Source organism: Bordetella genomosp. 8 (genome assembly GCF_002119685.1).
Classification (GTDB): Bacteria; Pseudomonadota; Gammaproteobacteria; order Burkholderiales; family Burkholderiaceae_B; genus Bordetella_C.
In genome coordinates, this window is record NZ_CP021108.1 from 1,709,016 (window position 1) to 1,732,040 (window position 23,025).

Consider the following 23,025-nt stretch of genomic DNA (forward strand, 5'->3'; position numbering starts at 1 on the left):
GCGCGCTTAGGATGCAAGGGTCCACATCGACCCGCGAGTCATCCATGCCGCATTCCCAGTATGCCCGCCACCTGATGGGCGCCGCCGCCATCGAGCCGACCGGCGAGTTCGAGGCCGGCAGCTTTGCCTGCTTCACGTTGACCTACACGGCCGGTTACTTCGGCATCGACGACACGGGTTCGCTGAAGATCGTGCACCGCTTCGCCAGCGACATGGGCAAGCCGCAGTTCGACGATCCGCAAGGGTGGAACTACACGACGGTGGAAGCCAGCAACGGCGCCGTGCTGCAGGTCGAATACGACGGCAAGCGCAACATCCGCCCCTGGGACAAGACGCTGTTCATCCGCGTCGTGCGCGGCTACCTGGAAGAGGGCGATCGCATCGTGGTGCGTTTCGGCGACACGCGGCAGGGCTCGCCCGGCATGCGGGTCCAGACCTTTCACGAACCTACCTTCGAGTTCCGTGTGCTGGTCGACGCCTTCGCCACCTACAACTACACCGAGCTGCCCAGCTCGCCGACGATATCGGTCGTGGCCGGGCCGGCGGCCAGCTACAAGGCGGTCCTTCCTTCGCTGGTGGAACTTGGCCAGCCCGTGCGGCTGGGTTTCAAGGGCGAGGACAAATGGGGCAATCCCTCGCATCGCGTGGCGGGCACATTCACCTTGCGCAGCAACCTGGACGTCGCCGGCCTGCCGGCCGGTTTCACGGTGACGGCGGGCGACTATGCCACCGTGATGGAGAACCTCGTGCCGACGCAGGAAGGAGACCTCGAGATCGAAGTGCTGCGCGACGGCCACGTTGTGGCGCGCAGCAATCCCTGCCGCGTGTCCGCCCGCGTCGCGCGCCGCCATTTCTGGGGCGACCTGCATGGCCAGTCGGAAGAGACCATAGGCACCAATTCGGCGGAAGAGCTGATCGTCTTCGCGCGCGACCGCGCTTTCCTGGACGTCATGAGCCACCAGGGCAACGACTTCCAGATCACCAGCGAATTCTGGCGGGAACTGAATGGCCTCACCGCCAAATACAACGAGGATGGTCGCTTCGTCATCTTTCCAGGGTACGAATGGTCGGGCAACACAGGCCTGGGGGGCGACCGCAACGTCATGTACCTGCGCGAAGGGCGCCCCCTCCATCGCTCTTCCCACGCACTGGTCGATGACCTGAGCGACATGGACAGCGATTGCAACAGCGCCGACCAGCTGTTCGACGCCCTGAAGGACGAGGACGTCGTCGTCTTCGCGCATATCGGCGGACGCTATGCGGACATCACCTTGTCGCACGACGCGCGCATCGAACGGTCGGTGGAAATCCATTCCGATTGGGGCACGTTCGAATGGCTGCTGGAGGACGCCTTCAAGCTCGGCTACCGGGTGGGCATCCTGGCCAACAGCGATGGCCACAAAGGACGTCACGGCGCCAGCCATCCCGGCGCTTCGCTGTTCGGCGCCTACGGCGGCCTGAGCTGCCTGGTCGCCGACGAACTGACGCGCCCCGCGATCGCCGAAGCGCTGCGCCAGCGGCGTCATTACGCGACGACCGGCTGTCGCGCCTATCTGGACGTGCGTGCGCATTTCCCCCAGCCGGCGCAGTGCTGGTCGGATGACCCGAAGCTGGGCCAGCCGGTGACGCAACGCCAGGTCGACAGCGTCGAGATGGGTGCGATCGTCGATTACGGCGGCGACTTCGTCGAGTTCGAGTTCGACGTCGCCACCCACGGGGCGATCGAACGCGTCGAAGTGCGCAACCGGATGGAGGTCGCGCATACGCTGTATCCCTACGCCCCCGGCGACCTGGGCAGCCGCATCCGCATGGTCTGGGAGGGATCCGGTTATCGCGGGCGAGGGCGGCAGACCGTCTGGGATGGCGAGGCTACCCTGGAAGGCAACGCCTTCGTGGATCCCCGGCCGATCAATTTCTGGAACCTGGACAAGACGCTGGACCATCCGGATCCCGCGCGCCTCTGCTGGAAGTCGCTTACGACAGGCGGGTTCAGCGGCGTCGACGTGCGCCTGGCGGATTCGAACGCCGGCGTATTGAAGGTGCGTACCCCGCTGATCGAGGTGGACGTCGACGTGGCGGACATCGGCCTGTCGCCCATCGTGCGGGAGAACGGCGGCCTGCAGCGGCGCTTGCAGATCTACCGCCTGCCGGATGTGAACGAGGTCCGCCGCATGCGCCGCCGCGTGCGCGTGCCGCTGCATGCCGGCGAGGATAATGCGATCTACGTACGCGTGACGACGGAGGACGGTTTCTTCATCTACTCCAGTCCCATCTACATCGCGAGAAAATAGCGCGGCGCGCTCCCACGGAGCGCAATCCCCCAAGGTGAATCCGAGGGTAAACCCCAGGTCAATAATATTGACCGATTGTATGACGAGATTTAGTCTTGGCATGAGCCGGCGCGGGCACCGCGCCGGCCGGCCGACACGCACATCGATCACGTACATACAGAGACAAGGTTTCCCCATGACGCAATCCCCCCCGCATCGCATCGGTTTCATCGGCCTGGGTATGATGGGCACGCCCATGTCGCGCTGCCTGGCCAACGCGGGCTTTTCCCTGTTCCTGGCGGACGCGGACCCCGCCCGCACCGACGCTCTTTGCAAGGAGCTGAACGCCGCCGCCCTGACGGAGAACAATGCCGGCGCGCTCGACGCGCTGGTTACCATGCTGCCCAATTCCGCCATCGTCGAAAAAGTCCTGCTGGGCGACGGCGCCGCGGGCTGGGCCCGCCGCCTGAAGCGGGGCGCCGTGGTCATCGACATGAGTTCATCCGAACCCGCGCGCTCTCGTGACCTGGGCGCCAGCTTGCGCGATATGGGCCTGTCCTATCTGGACGCGCCCGTCTCCGGCGGCGTCAGGCGCGCCACGGACGGCAGCCTGGCCATCCTGGTGGGTGGAGACCCGGCGGTCCTGGAGCGTTGCATGCCGCTGCTGCAAGCCATGGGCAAGAGCATCCTGCGCATCGGCGATGCGGGTGCCGGCCATGCGGCCAAGGCCTTGAACAACTACGTGTCCGCCGCGGGTTTGCTGGCCACCGTCGAGGCCCTGCACGTGGCGGCCCGCTTCGGCATCGACCCGGCCGTCATGACCGACGTGCTGAATGCCTCCACCGGCCGCAGCAATACCTCCGAAAACAAGGTCAAGCAGTTCATGCTGAGCGGATCCTATGCATCCGGCTTCTTCATGCAACTGATGAACAAGGACCTGAAGATCGCACGCGCGCTGGCCGCGACGGTGGACTACCCCTTGCGCGTCGGCGAGACCGTGACCGACGTCTGGGACCAGGTTTCCCAGGACGCCACGCCCACTACGGACCACACCGAGATGTACCGGATGCTCGACCCCGACGCCGGCGCCCGCCATTCCTGAACATCGAGCATCGCCGCCGGCAGCCCGGCGGAATTTTTTTTGCCCGGATTGCGATCAGACAATCCGTCAATAAGATCAATAACGTGGAAGGAGCACCATGGCTACATTCGTACAGGCCGGCCACGCGCCCGCCGCCGAGACCTCCATCGAGCAGAAACGCCGCAATGCAATCAAAGGCGCGTTCTTCTCCGAATTCATCGACATGTTCGACATCTACCTGCCGGTGGTCGTGCTGGCGCCGGTGCTGTTCTACTTCCAACCGCGCGGCGTGGCGCCGGCGACCGAAGCGATCCTGGCGTCGCTGGTGTTCATCACCACGTTGTTGGGCCGTCCCATAGGTGCGCTGATCTTCGGCATGGTGGCGGACCGCATCGGCCGACGCATGGCGTCGATCTGGTCCGTGTCGGGATTCGGCGTGGTGACGCTTTTGATCGGGCTGCTGCCCGGCTACGACAGCATAGGTATCGCGTCCTACCTGCTGCTGGTGGCGCTGCGCTTCGTCGACGGGATATTCCTGGGCGGGGGCTACACCGGCGCGATGCCCTTGGCCATCGAATACTCGCGCAAATCGCAGCGTGGCTTCGTCGGCGGCCTGATACTCGCGGGCTTCCCCGCGGCCTATGTCTGCATCAACCTGGTGGCGATGCTGATGTTCGCCCTGTTTCCGCTGGACGGCGCGCAGTCGCCCTACGCCCAGGTGGGTTGGCGCATCCCCTTCCTGATCGGGGCGGTGCTGGCCGGCGTGCTGGCCTGGTACTACATCCACAAGGTCGCCGAATCCGAAATCTGGCAGAGCGAGGCAAAGAAGGGCGCTGCCGCCAGGAACCAGGCCACGGCCACGGCCGCGGGCCAGAGGCGGGAGAAGCTGCCGTTGATGGACCTGGTCAGCGGCCGCAGCGGCCGCAACCTGCTGCAGGTACTGCTGCTGATGACGGGCTTCTGGCTGACGCAGAACCTGATCACGATCTACATGCCGACCGGCCTGCTCTCGGGCACGCTGCACATGAGCGCCTTCGATACCGCCGCCACGCTGCTGGTCTGCTACGCGGCGCTGTTCTTCAGCTATATCGCCTCGGGGGTGCTGGGCCAGCGCATCGGCCGCCGCCGCTTCTTCCTGCTGGCCGGGCCGCTGATCGCCACCGTGGGCGCGGTGCTGTTCTATCTGCTGTCGCATGCGGCGGGCATGCCGCTGCCGGTGATCATGCTGCTGGTGGTGCTGCTGTCGATCCTGGTCACATCGCCGTGGGGCGTCATCGTCACGTATATCAACGAGCGCTTCGTGACGGACGTACGCGCGACGGGCTTCGGCGTCGGTTTCAGCCTGTCCGTGATCATTCCCTCGTTCTACGCCTTCTACATGAACTGGCTGGGCCGCTTCATGCCCATGCGGGCCGCGCCGGTGGCGCTGCTGGTCATCGGCGCGGTGATAGGCACGATAGGCGCCTTGATGGGTCCCGAAACGCGGGACGTCGATTTCTAAAAGGATGGTTGCCATGCGCAATGACAAGGTGGGTTTCATCGGCCTGGGGAATATGGGCGGACGCATGACGCGGCGCCTGGTGGACGCCGGCATCCCGGTGCTGGGCTTCGACACGGATGCATCGCGCGCCGCGGCATGCGGGGCGACGGCGGCGGGCGGCGTACGCGACGTCGTCCAGGCCTGCGACGTGGTGCTGATGTCGCTGCCCGACAGCCACGTGGTCGAGGCGGTCGTGGAAGGCCAGGACGGCGTGCTGGCGCACTGCCGGCCCGGCCAGACCGTGGTCGACCTGAGCACCGCGGCCGCCAGTTCGACCAAGCGCCTGCACGGCTTGTTTCGCGACAAGGGCGTGCACTACATCGACGCCGGCATCTCCGGCGGCGCGGCCGCCGCCGAGAAGGGCACGCTGACGCTGATGATAGGTGGCGACGCGCAGGCCGTGGAGGCCGTGCGCTGGGTCTTCCAGCCCTTCAGCACGAAGGCGCTGCACATGGGCGCCAGCGGCGCCGGGCACACCACCAAGCTGCTGAACAACTTCCTGAATGCCGTCAGCCTGGCGGCAACGGCGGAAGTGATGGTGGCGGGCAAGAAAGCGGGGCTGGATCTGCATCAACTGCTGGACGTACTGAATAGCAGCAGCGGCGTGAACTTCGCCACGCAGAACCGCTTTCCGTACATCGTCGACGGCAATTACCTGGAAGGCGGCCTGACCAGCAAGCTCATGACCAAGGACGTGGTGCTGTACGTGGACCTGACGCATGAACTGGGCGTCGCGTCTTTCAACGCGTCCGGCCCCATGTCCTGCTTCGGCCTGGCCACGGCGCTGGGCTATGGGGACAAGATCAGCAACCGCGTCGTCGACGCGATCGGCGACGTGTCGGGCGGCGTCCGGCTCAAGGACTGAAGAACAGGAAGCGACAGCCATGGAAATGACGGAACGGCAGCACGCGCTCAAGGAAGCCTTCGTCCGCCTGCGCGGCACCTGGGGGCCGGAGTGGGAAAGCATCCTGCGGCTGGATGCCGGTTTCTTCGAAGCCTATCTGAACCTGGCCACCGTGCCCTGGAAGAAGAACCATCTGGAAGACAAGGTCAAGGACTTCATCCACATCGCCGCGGACGCCGCCGCGACCCAGCTGTATCGCCCGGGCATACGCGCCCATATCGAATCCGCCATCCGTCACGGCGCCACCCGCGAGGAACTGATGGAAGTGCTGGCGCTGACCAGCACCCTGGGCATCCATGCGTCGAATGTGGGCGTACCGGTGCTGCTGGAAGTCCTGCGCGAAGAAGGGCTGCGCGATGCGCCCGCGCCGTTGGACGCGCGCCGCGAGGCGCTGAAGGCGGACTTCCACAAGCAGCGCGGCTACTGGCATGAAACCTTCGAAGGCCTGCTGGAACTCGATCCGGACTTCTTCCAGGCCTATCTGGATTTCTCGTCCGTACCCTGGCGCGCCGGTGTGCTGCCACCCAAGGTCAAGGAGCTGATGTACTGCGCCTTCGACGCGTCCGCGACGCATCTCTATGTGCCGGGACTGAAACTGCACATGCGCAATGCGCTGGGCTACGGCGCCACGGCCCATGAACTCATGGAGATGCTGGAGATCGTGAGCACCATCGGCATCCATGCCGCGGAGGTCGGCGCGCCTCTCCTGGAGCAGGCATGGGCGGTGCGCCGCGACCCGCGCTAGCGCCCCGCCGCGCGAGCCTATTGCCGAGGCGCGACGTGCAGGGTTGCCACCAATCCAGCCAGGGCAGGCGATGGCGGCGGATAACGCAGCAGCACCTGCGGGTCGTGCCCTGGCACGATATGGGCGTGGCTGTCGGCCAGCGCGTCCAGGCGGCGATGCCCTTCCAGCATCTCGCCCACGTTGAAGACGGCGGGGAAGGGCCGTCCTTCCTCCATGTTCCGGTAGTAGTGCGATGCGTCGGACGCCAGCACGACCCAGCCGCGCGCCGTATGTACCCTGACGACCTGCAGGCCCCGGGTGTGCCCGCCGATGCGGTGCACCGTGATGCCCGGGGCGATTTCGGCGTCACCGTCGTGGAATTGGACCCGGCCGGCATAGACCTGTTCCACCATCTGCAGCACGTCGCGCAGGTTGAAGGCTTCGGCGATGCAGCGATGCGCCATGTAGCGGCCCGTGGCGTATTCCATCTCGCGGTCCTGCAGATGGAAGGTGGCGTTGGGATAGGAGGCCAGATTGCCCACATGGTCGTAATGCATGTGGGTGACGATCAGGTCGCGCACCGCGTCGACATCGACGTCCATCAATTTCAGGGCGTCGCGCATGGGATGGATCAGTTTGCGGCCCCGCTTGCGGGCTTCTTCGGCATCGAATCCGGCATCGACCACCCACACGCGCGCGCCATCGCGGATCAGCCACACGAAATAGTCCATGGGCATGGGACCGTCGTGGGGATCGCCGCCGATGAAGTTGGCGCTGGCCATGCGCTGATGTTCGCCGTACTTGATCGCGAAGACTTCGTACTCGGGCAGCATGGGTGTCTCCTTCGTTCTTCGGCTCTGGAGCGGCCGATGATAGGGTAATGTCGTACAGTCAGTCAATAATACAATCATGGCCCGGCATGCGGGTATCATGCATCCGCAAACGGCGCCGGGCCGTTTCGGGAAACAAGGAGTTGAACCGATGATCGTCGAAATGCGCGTCTATCACTGCGCTCCGGGCCGCTTGCCGGCCCTGAACGAGCGTTTTACCAACATCACGCTGGATTTCTTCAAGAAGTACGGCATCGAGCAGATCGGCTTCTGGACCACGCTGGTGGGCAGCAGCAACCATGCGCTGACCTATCTGTTGAAGTGGGAAAGCCTGGCCGAGCGCGAGCAGAAGTGGAACGCCTTCCAGGCCGATCCCGAATGGATACGCCAGCGCAATGCGACGGAAGCCGAAAAACCCATCGTCGAGCGCGTCGAAAACCAGTTCCTGGCGCCGACCGCGTATTCGGCCATGCGCTGAGGGCCGCAACCGCCGGCTCCCGGCCGGCCGCGTGGCGGCTGGTCCGGGCATGCCGTTTGCTGGCGGATGGGGTTCAATTCGGGGAGAAGCACCATGGACTCAGGCCGCGATGGGCGCACGGTACGGCACGGCGGTAGTTTCTACCACTTCCGCACCGTGGAACAGGCCACGGGCTTCTACCGCGGCATCCTGGAAGGCAAGAGCGTCGAGTCATGCCGCCAGCGCTGGCGGCCCAGCCTGGTGCAAGTCGCCGTGGCTCCGCGGGCGCTGCCGGCGGCGGGCAGCCGGCACGCCGGATCGGAGCTTATTTGACCGCCACCAGGACGGGCTGCTCCTGGTAGATATCGGCGAACATGTGCTTCAGATTGTCGACCTTGGGCAGGTCGTTGAACACGATGTACGGATAGCGGGGATTGTTCACCAGGAAATTCTGGTGGTAGGCCTCGGCGGGATAGAAGCCCCGCAGATTCTCCAGCGTGGTGACGATGGGTTTGCCGTAGACTCCGGCCCGGCCGAGCTGCGCGATATAGGCCTGTGCGACGCGCTGCTGCGTTTCGTTGCTGGTGAAAATGGTGGAGCGGTACTGCGTGCCGGTGTCCGGCCCCTGGCGATTCAGCTGGGTGGGATCGTGGGCCACCGAGAAATACACCTGCAGCAGCTTGCCGTAGCTGACCTGGCGCGGATCGTAGGTGACCTGGACCGACTCCGCGTGGCCGGTGTCGCCGCCGCTCACCTGATCGTAGGACGCGGTGCCCGGCTTGCCGCCCGCATACCCGGACACGGCCTGGGTCACGCCCTTCACGTGCTGGAATACGCCCTGTACGCCCCAGAAGCAGCCGCCGGCGAAGACGGCGGTTTCGGTCGCCGCCGTCGTGGCGGGTTCGTCCAGCGCGGGTGGCGGGATGGCGACGGCGTCCTCGGCCGCCACGGCTGGCGCATGGCCGGCGAACAGGGCGGCGGCGACGGCGGCGCCGGCAGCCAGGACCAGGGCGGGGAATCTGGCGCGGGAGAGGGTGGCGAACGGCATGGCGGACTCCTTGGAAGGTACGGGGCATTATCCCGCGCGCCCGCGCACGCAAACTTAAATTAAACGTGATATTCGCCCGCGGGCGCCGACAGCGGCGCCGCGCTGCGCGACAATAGCCGCCGGAATATCGCCGGGCGGCCGAACCCGTCCGACCCCGCCCGACCGGCGCCGCGCCGACGCGCCGCCCGAGCCACCGCCACCACCGCCATGACTACCCTGAAACGCATCCTGATCGTCGAAGACGACGCCCACATCGCCGAGCTGCTGCGCCTGCATCTGCGCGACGAAGGCTATGACGTCGTCCATGCGGCGGATGGCGACAGCGGCCTGCGCCTGCTGGAAGGCGGCGGCTGGGATCTGCTGGTGCTGGACCTGATGCTGCCCGGTGTCGACGGCCTGGAGATCTGCCGGCGCGCGCGGGCGATGAGCCGCTATACGCCCATCATCATCACCAGCGCCCGCGCCAGCGAAGTGCATCGCATCATCGGCCTGGAGCTGGGCGCCGACGATTACCTGGCCAAGCCCTTCTCCATGATGGAGCTGGTGGCGCGGGTGAAGGCCTTGCTGCGCCGGGTCGATGCCCTGGCCCGGGACGCCCGCATGGAAGGCGGCACCCTCGAACTGGCCGGCTTGCGCATCGACCCGATCACGCGCGTGGCGCAGGTGGATGGCAAGGACGTCGACCTGACGCCGCGCGAATTCGATCTGCTGTATTTCTTCGCCCGCCATCCCGGCAAGGTGTTTTCCCGGATGGAGCTGCTGCATCACGTCTGGGGCTACCAGCATGACGGCTATGAACACACGGTGAACACCCACATCAATCGCCTGCGCCTGAAAGTCGAGGCCGATCCGGCGGAACCGCGGCGCATCCTGACCGTATGGGGCAAGGGCTACCGCTACGCGACCGGCGCCGGGGAAGACGCATGAAACGCCTGAGCCTGACGCAACGCCTCTCCCTGGTCTTCGCCGTGCTGCTGCTGGCCTGCATGGCGGCGGCCGCCTGGCTGCAGATCGGCGCCAACCGCTTGCGCGAGGAAGAAACCGCGCAGCGCCTGTCCATCGGACTGGCGCGGCATATCGCCGAAACCACGCCCTTGATGGACGAAGGCGGCCTGCGTCCCGGCGCGGTGCGCGACCTGTTCGCCAAGCTGATGGCGGTGAATCCCAGCGTGGAGGTCTATCTGCTGGACAACGAAGGCCGCATCGTCGGCGACGCCGCCCCGCGCGGCCGCCTCAAGCGCGATCGCGTGGATATCGAACCGGTGCGGCGCCTGCTGTCCGGCGCGTCGCTGCCGATCTTCGGCGACGATCCGCGCAGCGAAACGGCGCGCAAGGTCTTCGACGCCGCGCCCCTGCAGGTCGGCGGGCGCGACGCCGGCTATGTGTACGTGGTATTGCAGGGCGAGCGGCTGGAAGCCGTCGCCGCCAACCTTGCCGCCAGCAGCGTCCTGCGCACCACACTGTGGTCGCTGGCCCTGGTGGCCCTGTGCTGCCTGATCGCCGGTCTGGTGGCCTTCAACCTGATCACGCGGCCGCTGCGGCGGCTGACCGGCGTGGTGCGGGACTTCGACGGCAACGAGGCCGCCGCGACGGCGACGCTGCAAGCCGCGCCGGCGCACGCGCTGCCGCCCGCGGGCGGCGACGAGATCGGCGTGCTGGAGCACGCTTTCCGCCAGATGGCCGCTCGCATCGCGGAGCAATGGCGCGAACTCAGCCGCCAGGACCAGCAGCGCCGCGAGCTGGTCGCCAACATCTCGCACGATCTGCGCACGCCCTTGACGTCCCTGCACGGCTATCTGGAAACGCTGCTGGTCAAGGCCGATACGCTGGATGGCGCCGAGCGACGGCGCTACCTGGAGACGGCGCTGGGACAGAGTCGCAAGGTGGGACGGCTGGCGCAATCGCTGTTCGAGCTGGCGCGACTGGAGTCGGGACTGATCCAGCCTGACAAGGAAGTCTTCGTGCTGCCGGATCTGGTCCAGGATGTCTTCCAGAAGTTCGAACTTTCGGCGGAGGCGCGCGGTGTACGCCTGGCGGCCGATTTCGACCGAGACCTACCGCCGGTGGAGGCGGACGTCGGGATGATCGAGCGCGTTCTTACCAACCTGCTCGACAACGCCATCCGCCATAGCCCGGCGGGTGGCACCGTGGACGTTCGCATGAGCACGGTGGACGGCGGAGCACGGGTTTGCGTCAGCGACGACGGGCCCGGCATACCCGAACCCCTGCGGGCGAACCTGTTCACGCGCGCGTCGGTGTGGCGCGCGGATGACGCCCAGGCCGGTGGCCTCGGGCTGCTGACGGTGCATCGGATACTCGCGCTGCACGGCTGCGAAATACGGCTGGCGCGGCACGCCAGCCGCGGTGCCGTCTTCGAATTCCGCTTGCCTGCCCGCGCGGCATCGCCGGCGCTGCTGGACGTTTGACTCCACTCCCTGTGACGCAGGTGGCGGGGTAAAGACCCCGCCGCGTTCCGTCCTGTCCATCGATAGATGTAGAGCCGTGCTTTCGATCTAGGAGGGCCCGCGCGGGCGCTCGCTCGTCCGTCCTAGGATGAACGCATTCTGGAGCTCTCGCATTACTGCGCGCACTATCTGCGCGGAGTAGGTACGACTGAACGCCCAATCGGATACGACATGGACAAGAAGACCGTTGCGTTGCTTGTGAGTGCCACGAACCAGGCGGGGTGGATACATGAAATCGCCCAGTGGCTCGCGCGCGAGGAGGATTTTCGTGTTGCCGCGCTGATCGTCGCATGGGACGACACCCCATCGGCGGAGCGCAGCCTGCCCTGGACGCGCGACCCGTTGGGCACCGTCGCCCGGCTGGAGTCCCGCATGCTGGAGACGCGCCATCGCGCGCAACTGGCGACCAGCGACCTGAGCGCTTCGCTGCCGCCCGGCACGCCGGTGCTGGACCTGGCCATCACGCGCGGCCCTGGCGGCCGTATCGCCGCCGACGCCGAGCAGCTGCGCGCGCTGATGGCGTTGCACCTGGACGTGATCCTGGTGCTGGGCGCGCCGGCGGTGCGGGGCGAGCTGGCTTCGCTGCCGGCTGCCGGCGTATGGATGCCGGTGCATTCCGAACTGAAGGATCAGCAGGATGTGGCGCATGCCGGCTTCTGGGAGGTCTACCAGCGCGCCGATCACACCACCGTCAAGTTGTGGCGCCTGGGCGCCACGGAGCAGGCCGACGAGTTGATCGACGCCCGCAGCTTCAATACGGAAGTGTTCTGGCTGAAGAACCGCGCGCGCGCCTTGAGTCTCGGCAACCTGATGATCTTCGATACGCTGCAGGCCATGGCGCAACCGGAACGCCGCAAGGAATCATCGTCGTCGCTGCAGATCCACACCGCCATGACGCGGCCCCAGCCCGTCCAGCGCGATGGCATGGCCTACCTGGCGCGGCAGGCCTGGCTGGCTTCCAGCATGGTCCTGCGGCGGGCGATGAAGCGCAATGTTCGCTGGCGCATCGGCATGTGTCCCACCGGCCGCGAAGAAGTCGTGACGTCGGAGGCCGCCGTCATGGAGCCGCCGAAAGACCGTTTCTTCGCCGATCCTTTCGTCTACACCCGCAACGGGCAGCCCTTTATTTTCTTCGAGGATTACTACTTCCGCGAACGTAAAGGGAAGATATCCGTGGCGACGTATATCGATGGCGCCTTCCGCTTCCTGGGGGTCGTGCTGGACCTGCCGTACCACCTGAGCTTTCCCTACATTTTCGAATACGGCGGCGCGACCTATATGGTCCCGGAAACCTGCGGTAACCGTACCATCGAACTGTGGAAATGCACCGAATTCCCGCTGAAATGGGAACTGCATTGCACGTTGATGAATAATATTTCCGCTGTGGACACCATCGTTTTCCCTTACGGCGGGCGCTGGTGGCTGTTCACGAATATCGACCGCACCGACGGCTTGAGCCACTGCGACGAGCTTTTCGCCTTCCACGCGGACCGTCCGGATACGGACAACTGGCAGCCGCACGCGCTGAATCCCATCGTGCGCAGCCCCGTGAAGGCGCGCAACGCCGGCATGATCATGGCGCAGGACGGCAGCGTGGTGCGATGTGCCCAGTCTCAGGGTTTCCAGCACTACGGCAAGGGCGTATCGCTCAACCGTATTGAGGAGCTGACCCCGCGCACCTATCGCGAGGCCGACGGCCCGGTCCATTACCCCAATTTCCTGCGCAAGCCATTCGCGTCGATGCACCACTGGCACCACCATGGCGGGCATACCGTGTTCGACTTTGCATTTATGGAATAACAAATACTGGTAAACGTTACGGCGCTTCGTGCGCCGGCTATTTGCTGGACCCCGCAGCATAATCGCGGCGAATTGCAAGTGTCAGTAGCAGCGTTTCGTCGTTCCCCCTTGGAAACCCCCTTGAAATAAGGCTTGGAGCTTGAAATGAAGACACAACTCGCCCTGGACCGCTTGCAAAATCTTGCAGTCCGACTCCATTCAAAACTTTTTTAGTTCCGCTTTTAAACCGGCGTGGCAGTGCTGTTTATTCGTACGGAAAAAATCAGGGAAGGACGGTGAGGAGCATTCGATTGATACTAACGGATGACTTCGCTTCCTGTCGGTTTATGTCCATTGGACAAGCTTGATTTTGAAGCGGCCTACCCATAACATGGTGCGTCATCCAAACGATGACTACTCAAGTTTCGGTCGGTTCGCCAACATCTCGTCCATGTGGTCGGCAGGCACACCGAACAATAATATAAATCGCCGTGTGTTCGCGCTACGTACCATTCACTGCTGCATCTCTGCTGCATCTAATTGATGTCTTATGGGGAAAGCTATGTCGAAAATGGTCTTGATCGAGGCTCATCCACTCTTGAGGTTGGGTCTACGTCAAATTCTGGGCAAGGTCGAAGGCGTGTGGGAAATCGTCGGATTGGATCTGGCGAATCTGGACGAAGCCGCTGAGCAGAACCGCAGTGCCGAATTGCTTATTTTCGGCCTGCCGATCGAAACCGAAACGGGCTGGCAAGCGCTGGCCGATGTGCGTCGGGTGTTGGCGCCCAAGCGCATCCTCCTGCTGGTGGACAACATGCCCATGCAGGCGTTGTCGCGTCTCCCGGAAGGCAGTATCCATGGCTGCCTCATGAAGACGGCCTCGATCGAGGTGCTTGAAGCAGCCATCCGGTTGGTGATGGCTGGTGGCCAATGTTTTCCTAGCGGCCAGATGGGCCAGGCGCCCTCGTCCGTCGAAGTGTCGATGGCGTCGACCATGCAGCATGCTCCGGCGGCGGCCTCGATGATGATGTCCAGCGACGTCGATCATGGCAATGGACCGAAGGCGATGCCGATCACCGCGGGCGCGCAATTGTTGAAGATCACGCCGCGGCAATACGAAGTGCTGGTGCTGTTGTCGCGTGGCTATCCGATCAAGACGGTAAGCCGCATGCTCAATATTTCCGTGGCGACTGCGAAGACCCATGCCTGCACGCTGTACCAGCGGCTGCAGGTGAAAAACAAAGGGGAGGCGGTATATACAGCCTTGCAACGTGGCGCGACGCTGGATTGGGATGCTGGCGGCGCCAATGGATCCAGCTATGAGCGCAACCGGCTCTAGCACGGCAGGATCGCGAAGCAGGCCGGCAACCGAAGCAAGCCTTCCGACGTGAGTCGGGGCTTGCTTTTTTGCTTGGGGACGAAGGCCGACGTACACGTACCTGTCCCCATGCGTTTGCCGTCATGCGCACGGCCGAGAGTCACGGGGACGCGTCGCTGATACGATGGCGCAGGCAGTTCCCTAGCGGGCCGCGATCGATCCGATCCCGTGCGTGGCTGGGACGCTCAGCACATCGTGAGAGGCTCCCGGCGAATGACTACCGTCCTGATCGAGGAATATGCCATTCTGCGCATCGCTATCCAACACATACTGGAAACGGCGCGCAGTCCAGAAAGCGTCATGGCAATGGCGCCCATCAAATTGAATGAGTTATCGCTGTCCGCCGTCAGACCGGTCGAATTGCTGGTATTGGGCGTGACGGGGATGACCGAAAACGATCTACATATGTTGTCGGCGTCGATGACGCTGCTGGCGCCACGCCATACGCTGGTGCTGCACGATACGCTGGATCCGCGTTTCCTGCTGGAAGCGGCGCGCGCGGGGGCCTGCGGGCTGCTGCCCAAGTCGTCGACACCCGAGGCGATTACAGCGGCGGTGCATCTGGTGCTGGCCGGTGGACAGTGCTTTCCGCGGACCATCGTCGAAGCGACGCAAGCCACGCCGCATGTGCCGGGGCGTGGGCATACGGCGATACGCATGCTGACACCGCGGCAGGAGGAGATCCTGCGCCTGCTTGCGAAAGGCCGCACCATGCGCGAAATCAGCCGCGAGATCGGGATATCCGTGGCGACGGTCAAAAGCCACGCGCGGACCCTGTATTGGAAGCTGAACGCGCGGAACCAGGCCGAGGCGGCCTATATCGCGGTACAGGAGGGTTTGCTGCGGGACGATCCGCCCGCGCCTTCCATCACGCATGAAAATGGTGATGCGCCGCCCGGGTAGGCGACAGGCCTCCCCCGCGGTATCGCGGGGCCGCCATGCGCGGGCCCGCGTCGATTCATAATCCGATTGCCGATGGAAGGCGATCGCGTGCCCGCGCTGTCAAGCGGTCGGGCGCCCTCAGCGCGTCTTCAACGCGGCCGCATTGGGCGCGACCAGCGCTTGCAGCTGTTGTTCCAGCTTCTCCAGCACCGTATCGGTATGGAGCTGCGTGCGCGCGTACTCGAGCGCGGCGCGGCCCAGCGCGTCGCGCCGGGTGGGCGAGGCGGCCAGGCGCAGCACCGCGCGCGCCATGGCCGGCGCGTTCTCGGGCTGCACGATGATGCCGCACAAGGACACGACGTGGGCCAGCTCAGTGCCAGCCGCCGTGCCGCAGATGACGGGCCGGCCGCTGGCCAGCATGCCGGTCAGCTTGGACGGCATGACCAGGTCGGCGGCTCCCGCGCGCTGCGGCAGCAAATGCATGTCGGCGGTCGCGAGCAGCGCGGGCAGGCGTTCCGCGGGCTGCAGGGGCAGGAAGTGGACGTTGGCCAGGTCCGCGCAGCGTCGCTGCAGGTCCTCGCGCTGGTGTCCTTCGCCGCAGAAGATGAAATGGATATCCGGGCGGCGCCGCAGTATGCGCGCCAGGTCGGCCAGCGTTTCCAGGCCCTGCTTGCCGCCCATGTTGCCGGAATAGACGGCCACGATATCGTCGTGGCCGATGCCCAGCAGGCCGCGGTAGTCGAAGGCATCGCGGCCGTCGCGCGCCGCGGCGACGTCGATCCAATTGGGGAAGAGCACCAGGCGCGATTCGTCGACACCCTTGCGGCGGGCCAGGGCCAGCATGCGGGTGGAAATGGTCGATACCCGGTCGAAGCGGCGCATCAGCCAGCGCTCCATGCCGGCGACCATGCGCTTTAATGCGCGCCCCTTCAACAGGCCGAGCTCGAAGGCGGCATCCACTTCGTAGTCCTGTATGTGCAGCCAGGCACGCGCGCCGCACAGGCGTGCCATGGCGGCGGCAGCGGGCGCGCAGAAGAGCGGCGGCTCGACCACGAGTATCACGTCCGGACGGCGCGCGCCGCAGGCCAGCAGCAGTGGCAGGCTGGATAGGGCGAACGTGGCGAGGTGCAGCAGCCGCTTGACGCCGCCGGGCTTGGGCGGCACCCAGAGCGGTGCGCGCATCACCTTTACACCTTGCCACTCCTGCGTCGCATAGCGCCCCGCCCGATAGCCGGGCTGGACCTTCCACTGCGGGTAGTAGGGCGGCGCGGTGATCGCCGTCACGTCATGCCCGCGCGCCGCCAGCCAGGCGGCCATTTCACCGGTGTATTTGCCGGTGCCGGTGAGCTCGGGCGCGAAGTTGATGCCGTACAGGACGATCTTCATGGGAGTGTCCGGACGCGTGGACGTACCGGGCGGCAAGGCGTGCCGTGGCAGACCATGTCGGACGGCATATCCTTGAAGACGGAGCTGCGCGCGCCCACCACGGCATTGCGGTGGATGGTGACGCCCGGCGCGATGAACACGTCCGTCGCGATCCAGGCGCCGTCCTCGATGACGATGGGCCTGCCGCGGATCGGAAACTCCGGCAGGGCGGCGTCATGGTCGCCGGCACAGAGATAGCCGCGCTGCGAAACGACCGCATGGTTGCCGATATCGATGTCGGCCAGGCTGTAGAGCACGACGTCGTCGCCGATCCAGGAGTAATCGCCGATGCGCACCTTCCAGGGGTAGGTGATCTTGGCGCTGGCACGCACCAGCACCTTGTGTCCCACCTGCGCGCCGAACAGGCGCAACAGGAAGCGGCGGAAGCCGTAGGCGAACTGTGGCGAATAGCGGAACGCGGTGCTTTGCACCATCCACCACAGTTGCACGTACAGGGCGTTCCTGCCGCGGAAGCCGGCCGGCATCTGGAATTGGTTGAGTCTCTGGAAAGTATCCATGGCCGACTCCTTCTTCTAGTGGGTACCGCCACGCAGGGCGTCTGCTTCCGCGTCGGCGGTGGGTGAGGCGGTGGCCATCGCGGCGCGCAGTTCGCGCGACTTGATGCCGATCTGCCAGTAGTACATGGACCGTGCCACGGCGTAGTCCAGCCCGGCCTTGCCGTCCAGGAAACCCAGGCGCAGGATGTAGCAATGCACGAAGGCGGCGACGGCCTTGAAGGGCATGGCCGCGAAGATCCGCTTCATCAGGGAACGCATGCCGACGTTGGCCTCGCGCGGGTCGTTCAGCAGGCCCTTGACGCGCAGGTTGGCTTCCCAGTCGGAATACTTGTTGTGCTTGTCGAAGTAGTGGTACAGGCCATCGTGGTCGTGATGCGCCATGCGGCCCTTGAGCAGGAACACCGGGCCGGTCACCTGCGGCTGGTAGTGGCCTTCCACTTCCCACATATTCGCCACGTCCAGGTCGTTGTAGTCCAGGAAGCGCGAGCGCGTCCGCGACAGCAGGATCAGTTTGTAGACCCGATGGCCGTAGTTCAGCTGCTTGCCGCAGAATACGTAGTTGAAGCCTACGAAAGCGCCGCCGGCGCCCTGGGCGAAGCGTGGCAGGCAGGCGTCGATTTCGCGCGCCAGCTCGGGACTCATCACTTCGTCGGCGTCGACGTACAGAACCACGTCATGCTTGAAGGGCAGGTTGTCCAGGCACCATTGCTTCTTCTTGGGATAGCGCTTGTTCCATTGGAACTGCACCACATGGGCGCCGAGGCCGGTGGCGAGTTCGACGGTGCGATCCGTGCTGTGGGAATCGACCACGAACACTTCGTCGAAATCGGCCAGCGCCCTCAGGCACTTTTCGATGTTCCGTTCCTCGTTCTTGGTCATGACGATGACGGATACCGGTACGCGGTTCATGTGCGTGCTCCTACGCGGTCCAAGCCACCTTTGCGCAGCAGGGGCTGGAAGAGGTCGGCCACATTGCGGCAATGGCGTTCCAGGGAAAAGTCCGCGGCCCGCTGGGGACCGAGGTCGGAAAGATGTTCGCGGCGCGGGCGGTCGGCGGCGAGCGACTGGATGGCGTGGGCCACGGCAGCCGCGTCGCCCACCGGGACCAGCTCGCCGAACTTGCCGTCTTCCAGGATCTCGGCGGGGCCGGATGGGCAATCGGTGGCCACCACCGGCACGCCCAGGCACAGCGCTTCGACCAGGACGATGCCGAAGCTTTCGCGCTCGGAACACGACAGGAAGATGTCGGCGCTGGCCAGCATGGGGAAGGGATTGTCCACGTGGCCGACCAGCCTGACCGGGCTGCCGGGCTTGCGCGCGGCGATCTGGGCTTCGAACTCGGCGCGTTGCGGGCCTTCCCCGATGACGGTGAAGACCACGTCCGGATCGTCCAGGCGGCAGGCGGCGTCGATCAGGGTCTGGAAGCCCTTGGTACTGACCAGGCGGCCGACGGACACCACGTGCAGCTTGCCGTCCTCCGGCAACGCCTGGCCCGGCGCACGGGCCTGCGCGCGCACTTCTTCCAGCGGAATGCCGTTGTAGATATGCCGGCACTTCTCCTTCAGGGACGGCACCATGGCGACCAGGTCCCGCACCACGCCGCGCGATACGCCGACGACTTCGTCATGAGCCCCGTAGCAGACGCGCAGCAGGGCGCGCTTGAGCGCGCCCAGGCTGGTGGAGCGGTAGTGCGCCGAGGGACTGTTGTGCTCGAAGGCGACCGTGCGGAAGCTGCCGGGCATGAACAGGCGCGCGGCGGCCACCAGGATGTTGCAGATCAATCCGTGCGAGCACACCACGGCGGGTTGTTCGCGGCGGATCGTCGACATCAGCTTGAGCAGGCTCCAGGGGGCGGACAACTGCATCGCGCGGTTGCCCAGCTTGCGGGCGACGCCGCGGGTCACATTGGCCTTGCTGGGCGTGAACTCATGCTCGATTTCGCGCATGCAGAACAGGGAAGTGCTGAGCCCGTGCTTGGGCAGTTCTTCCAGCATGAAGTGGACGCATCGGCCCACGCCACCGCGATGCAGGTCCGGGACAACGAATAGGATATCAACCATGGTGCGGCAACCTCGGGTAGGCGGTTTTGCCGGGCGACTGCCCGGTCACGATCGGACGCGGATCGCCCTGGGGCGGCCACGCGGGCGGAACAGGCCGTACCGGCGCCACTGGCCGTGCCGCTGCCGCCTCGAAGGGAGGTTGCGGCGCACGGTAGTTGCGCAACAGGGATAGGCAGTAGGTCAACAGGAAACCGGTCAAGGCGGTCTTGGGCGCGTAGGCCAGGCCGCCCGAGAGCGAGTCGATGAACACGTAGATAGGCACGCAGGCGATCAGGTAGCGGCGATGCATGTCCAGTCCGACATTGCCGTTGCGCCTGGTCAGCGACAGGATCAGGAGCAGCAATGGCGGACCCATGATGATGATCGTGCCGACCAGGCCGAACTTCATCAGGTAGAAGGCCCAGGAGTTGTGGGCGAAGGTGCCCAGCTCGAATCCGTCTTCGCCCATGACCCAGAAGCGATAGCCCGCGCCGTGGCCGAAGAAGGGCTTCTCGCGGAACTGGCCCATCTGGCCTTCGTACTCCTGCACGCGCGCGCCGTAGCTGGAATCGTCGTCCAGCGCTTCGACGGTCAGCACGCGGCTGGCCAGCACGTCCAGGTAGCCGATGGCATAGAACACCACCAGGCCCGCGACGATGGCCGGCGCGAAGATCACCGTGACGCGCTTGAGGGCGCCGACCTTGCCGCCCAGCACCACGGCGATGCCAACCGTGATCGCCAGTTGCAGGTACTGGCTGCGGTTCAGCGAGAACACCAGGGCCATGAACATGAACATGATCAGGAAATAGGCCGTGCGCGATTTCAACCCCAGTACTTCGCGGAAGTACAGGATGGAGGTGATCGCCATCGGTATCCCCCAGATCCCCAGGTTCACGTCGCGCACGGGATCCACCGTGCTGAAGCCGATCGCCACCTTGATGATCATTTGCGCCGCGACCGCCAGGCCCGCCGCCACGATGGCCCATTGCAGCTTGCGGTAGGCCGCCGGTCCGTCGATGTCCTTGTAGCAAAGGTAGGGCGTGATCAGGAAGTACACGACGATGCGCATGTCCCGCAGGGTGTCGCTCAGCTCGATGCCCGGCGGGGGCGGCGCCATGTAGATCAGGTAGCCCCAGGCCAGCAGGTTCAGGCCCATCAGCGCGGTGATGGGCGGCGAGGGCAGGCGGTAGGCATCGGGGTCGGCCAGCCTGAAGAACTTGACCGCCAGTATGGCGACGAAGATCAGGTCGAACAGCGACAGCTTGAATCCGCCCACCGCGATCACCAGCGCCTCGTTGCTCATCGCAAGCGAAGTGAACAGGAAGGCGCACAGCAGCGGGACGGTCGAATAATGCCTTTGGACGTGGCGCATGATGGCGGGCCTCTAGTGCGCGTTCCAGTCGTCGCGACCGGCCACTTTGTGCAGCAGCTTGTCGAACAGATAGTCCAGGTCGCCTTGCCGCGCGTGCGCCGCCACCTTGGCGGCACGGCAGGACAGGCCGAACAGCGGGCCGATGCCGCGTTCGGTGGCGCGGATATCGCCGATGATCTGCTCGCGTTCGCTTTCCAGCACGTCCTGCAGCAGCGCGGTCTTGGTTTCCTCATGGGCGGTGTAGACGCCCATGGCCGAAGGCACCAGGACGTTCGGGCCGTCGTGCAGCAGGCGGCTCCACAGCTCCAGGTCCATGCAATAACGCATTTCTTCCTTCAGCAGGCCGTGCCGCTCCAGGCAGTCGCGGCGGAACAGCGCCACCTGGTTGGGAATGGACGCCTTGATGATGGTCAGCTTGGAGCGCGTCAGCGGGGTGTAGAAGACCTGGCGGAAGATGCGGTTGTCGGCGTCGGCGATGTACAGATGGCCGTTGACGATGGGCGGGCGCCGCTTGGCGGCGGCCCGGCCCAGCTTGACCAGGGCGCCGGCGCAATACAGGTCGTCGGAGTTCTGCCAGCCGACATAGTCGCCGGTGGCCATGGCGAAGCCCTTGTTGATGGCATGCGACTGGCCGCGGTCCTTCTTGCTTTCCCAGTAGGTCAGGTACGGTTCGTACTTGCGGATGATGTCCACGCTGCCATCGGTGGAGCCGCCGTCCATGATGATGTATTCCAGGTTGGGATAGCCCTGGTTGAGCACGGACAGGATGGTGCGCTCCAGGAAGCGGGCCTGGTTGTACGACGGCGTGACCACCGTGACCTTAGGCAGGCTGTCGGCGTCTTGCGGCGGCGGCGGGATCTGCAGCCGGCTGACGAAGTCGACCAGGGCCCGGGTGGATTTCAAATGGCGCTTGCGCATCAAAGACCTCAGCATAGGCGTGAAACTTATCGTGTTGCGGTGGTGACCGGCCGTTGCGCGTGCGGCACCAGTGGCGGCGGCCGCGACTGGCGCAGGGCCAGGTAGATGCCGTACAGCGTCGTGACCGAATAGGCGATGCGAGCCCAACCCGCGGCGCTTTCGCCCACCGGCGCCACCAGCATGAACAGCACGCAGACCATGCTCAGGCCGGCCAGCCCGTTCAGCACGGCCACCGCGCGGCTATTACCCAATCCCAACAGGGAAAAGTGCGCCACGACGTTCAGCGACAGCAGGCCGGCGGCGACGATCAGCAGCCGGAAGGTCAGCAGGTGGCCCGGCGTATAGGCATGGCCCAGCATCAGGGAGAGCACGGGCGCGCTGATGGCCAGGGCGACCGCGGTGCCCAGGACGGACAGCGTCAGGTTGACCGCCATCAGCCGGCGCACTTCCCGGTACACGGCGCGCACGCTGTCGGCGCCCGCGGCCAGGTGGCTGATGCGCGGCATGGTCTTCTGGAACACGGCGACGGACGCGGTATGGATCATCTGGCCGATCTGCGCGCCCACCGTATAGATCGCCAGCGTCGCGGGACCCAGCAACGATCCCACCAGGATGCGGTCCACCGAGCCGAAGGCCACGGCGCTCAGGCTGTTCAGCCAGGACCACCGCGAAAACCGGAAGGCCGCGCCCATGGCGCCACGGTCCATCAGCGGACGCACCACGTAGTGTCCGTCGTGCCGCGCGAACAGGTGCATCTTGATCAGTCCGGTCGCCAGCAGGCCGCCCGCCTGCGTCATGGCGGCCATGGTGGGCGACTGGGTGATCACCGCCACCGTGCAGGTGACGGTGTAGGCCGCGAGGCGGCCGCCGACCTCGCACAGCGCGGTGGTGGCGAAAGCCTCGCGTCCTTTCAGGCAGCCGGTGAACAACTGGTCGAATTGCTGGCTCAGGTAGACGATCATCGCCGGGAGCGCCAGCGTCGATACGGCGATGCCGCCGAACGTCGCGTGCGGCCACAGCCAGGACACGCCTCCCCAGGCCAGCAGGGCGACCGCCATCACGAAAACCAGCGCACAGCCCACCAGGGCGAAGCTCACGCTGGCGCCGCGCATGGCGCCTCCCGGCTCGTGCAGGCGCTCGGACACCAGCTTGGTGCCGGTGACCGCGGCGCCCAGGTTGGCGACGTTGCCGAAGCCGGCCAGCGCCATGATCATGGCGAACTGGCCGAAGCCCACCGTGCCGAGCTGGCGCAGGAGTATGGGCGTGGCCGCCAGCGCGACCAGCGGTCCCAGCCCATATTCCATCAGCCCCCAGAACGAAGCGTTTCCGGAGATGTACTTCTTGACGAGCACACGCATGAGCGCGATTCCCCTACGTCGGTTGTCGGTTTGCGCG

At 65.3% G+C, this 23,025-nt stretch carries 21 protein-coding genes; 12 read left to right on the forward strand and 9 right to left on the reverse strand.

What is annotated here, in order from left to right:
- Window positions 1-44 precede the first annotated feature (44 nt).
- The 5 genes from CAL12_RS07885 to CAL12_RS07905 all read left to right on the forward strand — a co-directional run bounded on the left by CAL12_RS07885 (window position 45) and on the right by CAL12_RS07905 (window position 6,540).
- The gene (locus tag CAL12_RS07885; protein ID WP_086063985.1) at window positions 45-2,291 is read left to right on the forward strand and encodes a DUF3604 domain-containing protein; all 2,247 of its coding nucleotides are present in this window, start codon (window positions 45-47) and stop codon (window positions 2,289-2,291) included.
- A gap of 175 nt (window positions 2,292-2,466) precedes the next feature.
- Window positions 2,467-3,372, forward strand: a complete 906-nt coding sequence (locus CAL12_RS07890) for an NAD(P)-dependent oxidoreductase (protein WP_086063986.1) — start codon at window positions 2,467-2,469, stop codon at window positions 3,370-3,372.
- 97 nt (window positions 3,373-3,469) lie between these two features.
- Entirely contained in the window at window positions 3,470-4,852 is a 1,383-nt protein-coding gene (locus CAL12_RS07895; protein ID WP_086063987.1) for an MFS transporter, read from the forward strand.
- Window positions 4,853-4,865: 13 nt separating this feature from the next.
- Window positions 4,866-5,756 (forward strand): NAD(P)-dependent oxidoreductase, encoded by an 891-nt coding sequence (locus tag CAL12_RS07900; RefSeq protein ID WP_086063988.1) that lies wholly within the window; start codon window positions 4,866-4,868, stop codon window positions 5,754-5,756.
- A 19-nt stretch (window positions 5,757-5,775) separates the two neighbouring features.
- Complete coding sequence (locus CAL12_RS07905; protein WP_086063989.1) at window positions 5,776-6,540, forward strand: carboxymuconolactone decarboxylase family protein; 765 nt, start codon at window positions 5,776-5,778, stop codon at window positions 6,538-6,540.
- Window positions 6,541-6,557: 17 nt separating this feature from the next.
- Here the strand turns inward: CAL12_RS07905 and CAL12_RS07910 are convergent, their stop codons facing one another.
- Complete coding sequence (locus tag CAL12_RS07910; protein WP_086063990.1) at window positions 6,558-7,352, reverse strand: N-acyl homoserine lactonase family protein; 795 nt, start codon at window positions 7,350-7,352, stop codon at window positions 6,558-6,560.
- A 148-nt stretch (window positions 7,353-7,500) separates the two neighbouring features.
- Between CAL12_RS07910 and CAL12_RS07915 the strand changes: the two genes are divergently transcribed.
- On the forward strand, window positions 7,501-7,827 hold the full coding sequence (locus tag CAL12_RS07915; protein ID WP_086063991.1) for an NIPSNAP family protein: 327 nt from the start codon (window positions 7,501-7,503) through the stop codon (window positions 7,825-7,827).
- Window positions 7,828-7,920: 93 nt separating this feature from the next.
- Entirely contained in the window at window positions 7,921-8,139 is a 219-nt protein-coding gene (locus tag CAL12_RS07920; protein WP_086063992.1) for a hypothetical protein, read from the forward strand.
- Here CAL12_RS07920 and msrA read toward each other — a convergent pair.
- Window positions 8,132-8,854: a peptide-methionine (S)-S-oxide reductase MsrA gene (gene msrA / locus CAL12_RS07925; protein ID WP_086063993.1), complete on the reverse strand. Its 723-nt coding sequence runs from the start codon at window positions 8,852-8,854 to the stop codon at window positions 8,132-8,134. The two genes, CAL12_RS07920 and msrA, sit on opposite strands and share 8 nt — an antisense overlap.
- A gap of 207 nt (window positions 8,855-9,061) precedes the next feature.
- On the opposite strand from msrA, the gene CAL12_RS07930 reads away from it, so the two are divergent.
- From CAL12_RS07930 to CAL12_RS07950, 5 genes are all read left to right on the forward strand, one after another.
- Window positions 9,062-9,781, forward strand: a complete 720-nt coding sequence (locus CAL12_RS07930; protein WP_086063994.1) for a response regulator transcription factor — start codon at window positions 9,062-9,064, stop codon at window positions 9,779-9,781.
- Window positions 9,778-11,280, forward strand: a complete 1,503-nt coding sequence (locus CAL12_RS07935; protein ID WP_086063995.1) for a sensor histidine kinase — start codon at window positions 9,778-9,780, stop codon at window positions 11,278-11,280. Before CAL12_RS07930 ends, CAL12_RS07935 begins: the two co-directional genes overlap by 4 nt.
- A gap of 210 nt (window positions 11,281-11,490) precedes the next feature.
- A complete protein-coding gene (locus tag CAL12_RS07940) occupies window positions 11,491-13,119 on the forward strand; it encodes a glucosamine inositolphosphorylceramide transferase family protein (RefSeq protein WP_086063996.1) in 1,629 nt (542 codons plus the stop codon).
- Window positions 13,120-13,660: 541 nt separating this feature from the next.
- The gene (locus CAL12_RS07945; RefSeq protein WP_086063997.1) at window positions 13,661-14,437 is read left to right on the forward strand and encodes a helix-turn-helix transcriptional regulator; all 777 of its coding nucleotides are present in this window, start codon (window positions 13,661-13,663) and stop codon (window positions 14,435-14,437) included.
- A gap of 252 nt (window positions 14,438-14,689) precedes the next feature.
- Window positions 14,690-15,379 (forward strand): helix-turn-helix transcriptional regulator, encoded by a 690-nt coding sequence (locus tag CAL12_RS07950; protein ID WP_086063998.1) that lies wholly within the window; start codon window positions 14,690-14,692, stop codon window positions 15,377-15,379.
- A gap of 117 nt (window positions 15,380-15,496) precedes the next feature.
- Here CAL12_RS07950 and CAL12_RS07955 read toward each other — a convergent pair whose 3' ends face one another.
- From CAL12_RS07955 to CAL12_RS07985, 7 genes are read right to left on the reverse strand one after another with little or no spacing between them, the layout of a single operon-like run.
- A complete protein-coding gene (locus CAL12_RS07955; RefSeq protein ID WP_086063999.1) occupies window positions 15,497-16,744 on the reverse strand; it encodes a glycosyltransferase WbuB in 1,248 nt (415 codons plus the stop codon).
- Complete coding sequence (locus CAL12_RS07960; protein ID WP_086064000.1) at window positions 16,741-17,301, reverse strand: putative colanic acid biosynthesis acetyltransferase; 561 nt, start codon at window positions 17,299-17,301, stop codon at window positions 16,741-16,743. Before CAL12_RS07960 ends, CAL12_RS07955 begins: the two co-directional genes overlap by 4 nt.
- Window positions 17,302-17,316: 15 nt before the next feature.
- On the reverse strand, window positions 17,317-18,210 hold the full coding sequence (locus tag CAL12_RS07965) for a glycosyltransferase family 2 protein (protein WP_086064001.1): 894 nt from the start codon (window positions 18,208-18,210) through the stop codon (window positions 17,317-17,319).
- On the reverse strand, window positions 18,207-19,361 hold the full coding sequence (locus CAL12_RS07970; RefSeq protein WP_086064002.1) for a glycosyltransferase: 1,155 nt from the start codon (window positions 19,359-19,361) through the stop codon (window positions 18,207-18,209). Before CAL12_RS07970 ends, CAL12_RS07965 begins: the two co-directional genes overlap by 4 nt.
- The gene (locus tag CAL12_RS07975) at window positions 19,354-20,712 is read right to left on the reverse strand and encodes an O-antigen ligase family protein (protein WP_086064003.1); all 1,359 of its coding nucleotides are present in this window, start codon (window positions 20,710-20,712) and stop codon (window positions 19,354-19,356) included. Before CAL12_RS07975 ends, CAL12_RS07970 begins: the two co-directional genes overlap by 8 nt.
- Window positions 20,713-20,724: 12 nt before the next feature.
- Window positions 20,725-21,630, reverse strand: coding sequence for a glycosyltransferase family 2 protein (locus tag CAL12_RS07980; RefSeq protein ID WP_086064004.1), 906 nt, complete (start codon window positions 21,628-21,630; stop codon window positions 20,725-20,727).
- A 26-nt stretch (window positions 21,631-21,656) separates the two neighbouring features.
- Complete coding sequence (locus tag CAL12_RS07985) at window positions 21,657-22,988, reverse strand: lipopolysaccharide biosynthesis protein (RefSeq protein WP_086064005.1); 1,332 nt, start codon at window positions 22,986-22,988, stop codon at window positions 21,657-21,659.
- Between the last annotated feature and the right edge of the window lie 37 nt (window positions 22,989-23,025).

Excerpts from the sequence above, each read along its gene's own strand:
- CAL12_RS07885 (WP_086063985.1), top strand. The coding sequence starts at position 45 with ATGCCGCATTCCCAGTATGCCCGCCACCTGATGGGCGCCGCCGCCATC.
- CAL12_RS07890 (WP_086063986.1), top strand. The coding sequence starts at position 2,467 with ATGACGCAATCCCCCCCGCATCGCATCGGTTTCATCGGCCTGGGTATG.
- CAL12_RS07895 (WP_086063987.1), top strand. The coding sequence starts at position 3,470 with ATGGCTACATTCGTACAGGCCGGCCACGCGCCCGCCGCCGAGACCTCC.
- CAL12_RS07900 (WP_086063988.1), top strand. The coding sequence starts at position 4,866 with ATGCGCAATGACAAGGTGGGTTTCATCGGCCTGGGGAATATGGGCGGA.
- CAL12_RS07905 (WP_086063989.1), top strand. The coding sequence starts at position 5,776 with ATGGAAATGACGGAACGGCAGCACGCGCTCAAGGAAGCCTTCGTCCGC.
- CAL12_RS07910 (WP_086063990.1), bottom strand. The coding sequence starts at position 7,352 with ATGCTGCCCGAGTACGAAGTCTTCGCGATCAAGTACGGCGAACATCAG.
- CAL12_RS07915 (WP_086063991.1), top strand. The coding sequence starts at position 7,501 with ATGATCGTCGAAATGCGCGTCTATCACTGCGCTCCGGGCCGCTTGCCG.
- CAL12_RS07920 (WP_086063992.1), top strand. The coding sequence starts at position 7,921 with ATGGACTCAGGCCGCGATGGGCGCACGGTACGGCACGGCGGTAGTTTC.
- msrA (WP_086063993.1), bottom strand. The coding sequence starts at position 8,854 with ATGCCGTTCGCCACCCTCTCCCGCGCCAGATTCCCCGCCCTGGTCCTG.
- CAL12_RS07930 (WP_086063994.1), top strand. The coding sequence starts at position 9,062 with ATGACTACCCTGAAACGCATCCTGATCGTCGAAGACGACGCCCACATC.
- CAL12_RS07935 (WP_086063995.1), top strand. The coding sequence starts at position 9,778 with ATGAAACGCCTGAGCCTGACGCAACGCCTCTCCCTGGTCTTCGCCGTG.
- CAL12_RS07940 (WP_086063996.1), top strand. The coding sequence starts at position 11,491 with ATGGACAAGAAGACCGTTGCGTTGCTTGTGAGTGCCACGAACCAGGCG.
- CAL12_RS07945 (WP_086063997.1), top strand. The coding sequence starts at position 13,661 with ATGTCGAAAATGGTCTTGATCGAGGCTCATCCACTCTTGAGGTTGGGT.
- CAL12_RS07950 (WP_086063998.1), top strand. The coding sequence starts at position 14,690 with ATGACTACCGTCCTGATCGAGGAATATGCCATTCTGCGCATCGCTATC.
- CAL12_RS07955 (WP_086063999.1), bottom strand. The coding sequence starts at position 16,744 with ATGAAGATCGTCCTGTACGGCATCAACTTCGCGCCCGAGCTCACCGGC.
- CAL12_RS07960 (WP_086064000.1), bottom strand. The coding sequence starts at position 17,301 with ATGGATACTTTCCAGAGACTCAACCAATTCCAGATGCCGGCCGGCTTC.
- CAL12_RS07965 (WP_086064001.1), bottom strand. The coding sequence starts at position 18,210 with ATGAACCGCGTACCGGTATCCGTCATCGTCATGACCAAGAACGAGGAA.
- CAL12_RS07970 (WP_086064002.1), bottom strand. The coding sequence starts at position 19,361 with ATGGTTGATATCCTATTCGTTGTCCCGGACCTGCATCGCGGTGGCGTG.
- CAL12_RS07975 (WP_086064003.1), bottom strand. The coding sequence starts at position 20,712 with ATGCGCCACGTCCAAAGGCATTATTCGACCGTCCCGCTGCTGTGCGCC.
- CAL12_RS07980 (WP_086064004.1), bottom strand. The coding sequence starts at position 21,630 with ATGCGCAAGCGCCATTTGAAATCCACCCGGGCCCTGGTCGACTTCGTC.
- CAL12_RS07985 (WP_086064005.1), bottom strand. The coding sequence starts at position 22,988 with ATGCGTGTGCTCGTCAAGAAGTACATCTCCGGAAACGCTTCGTTCTGG.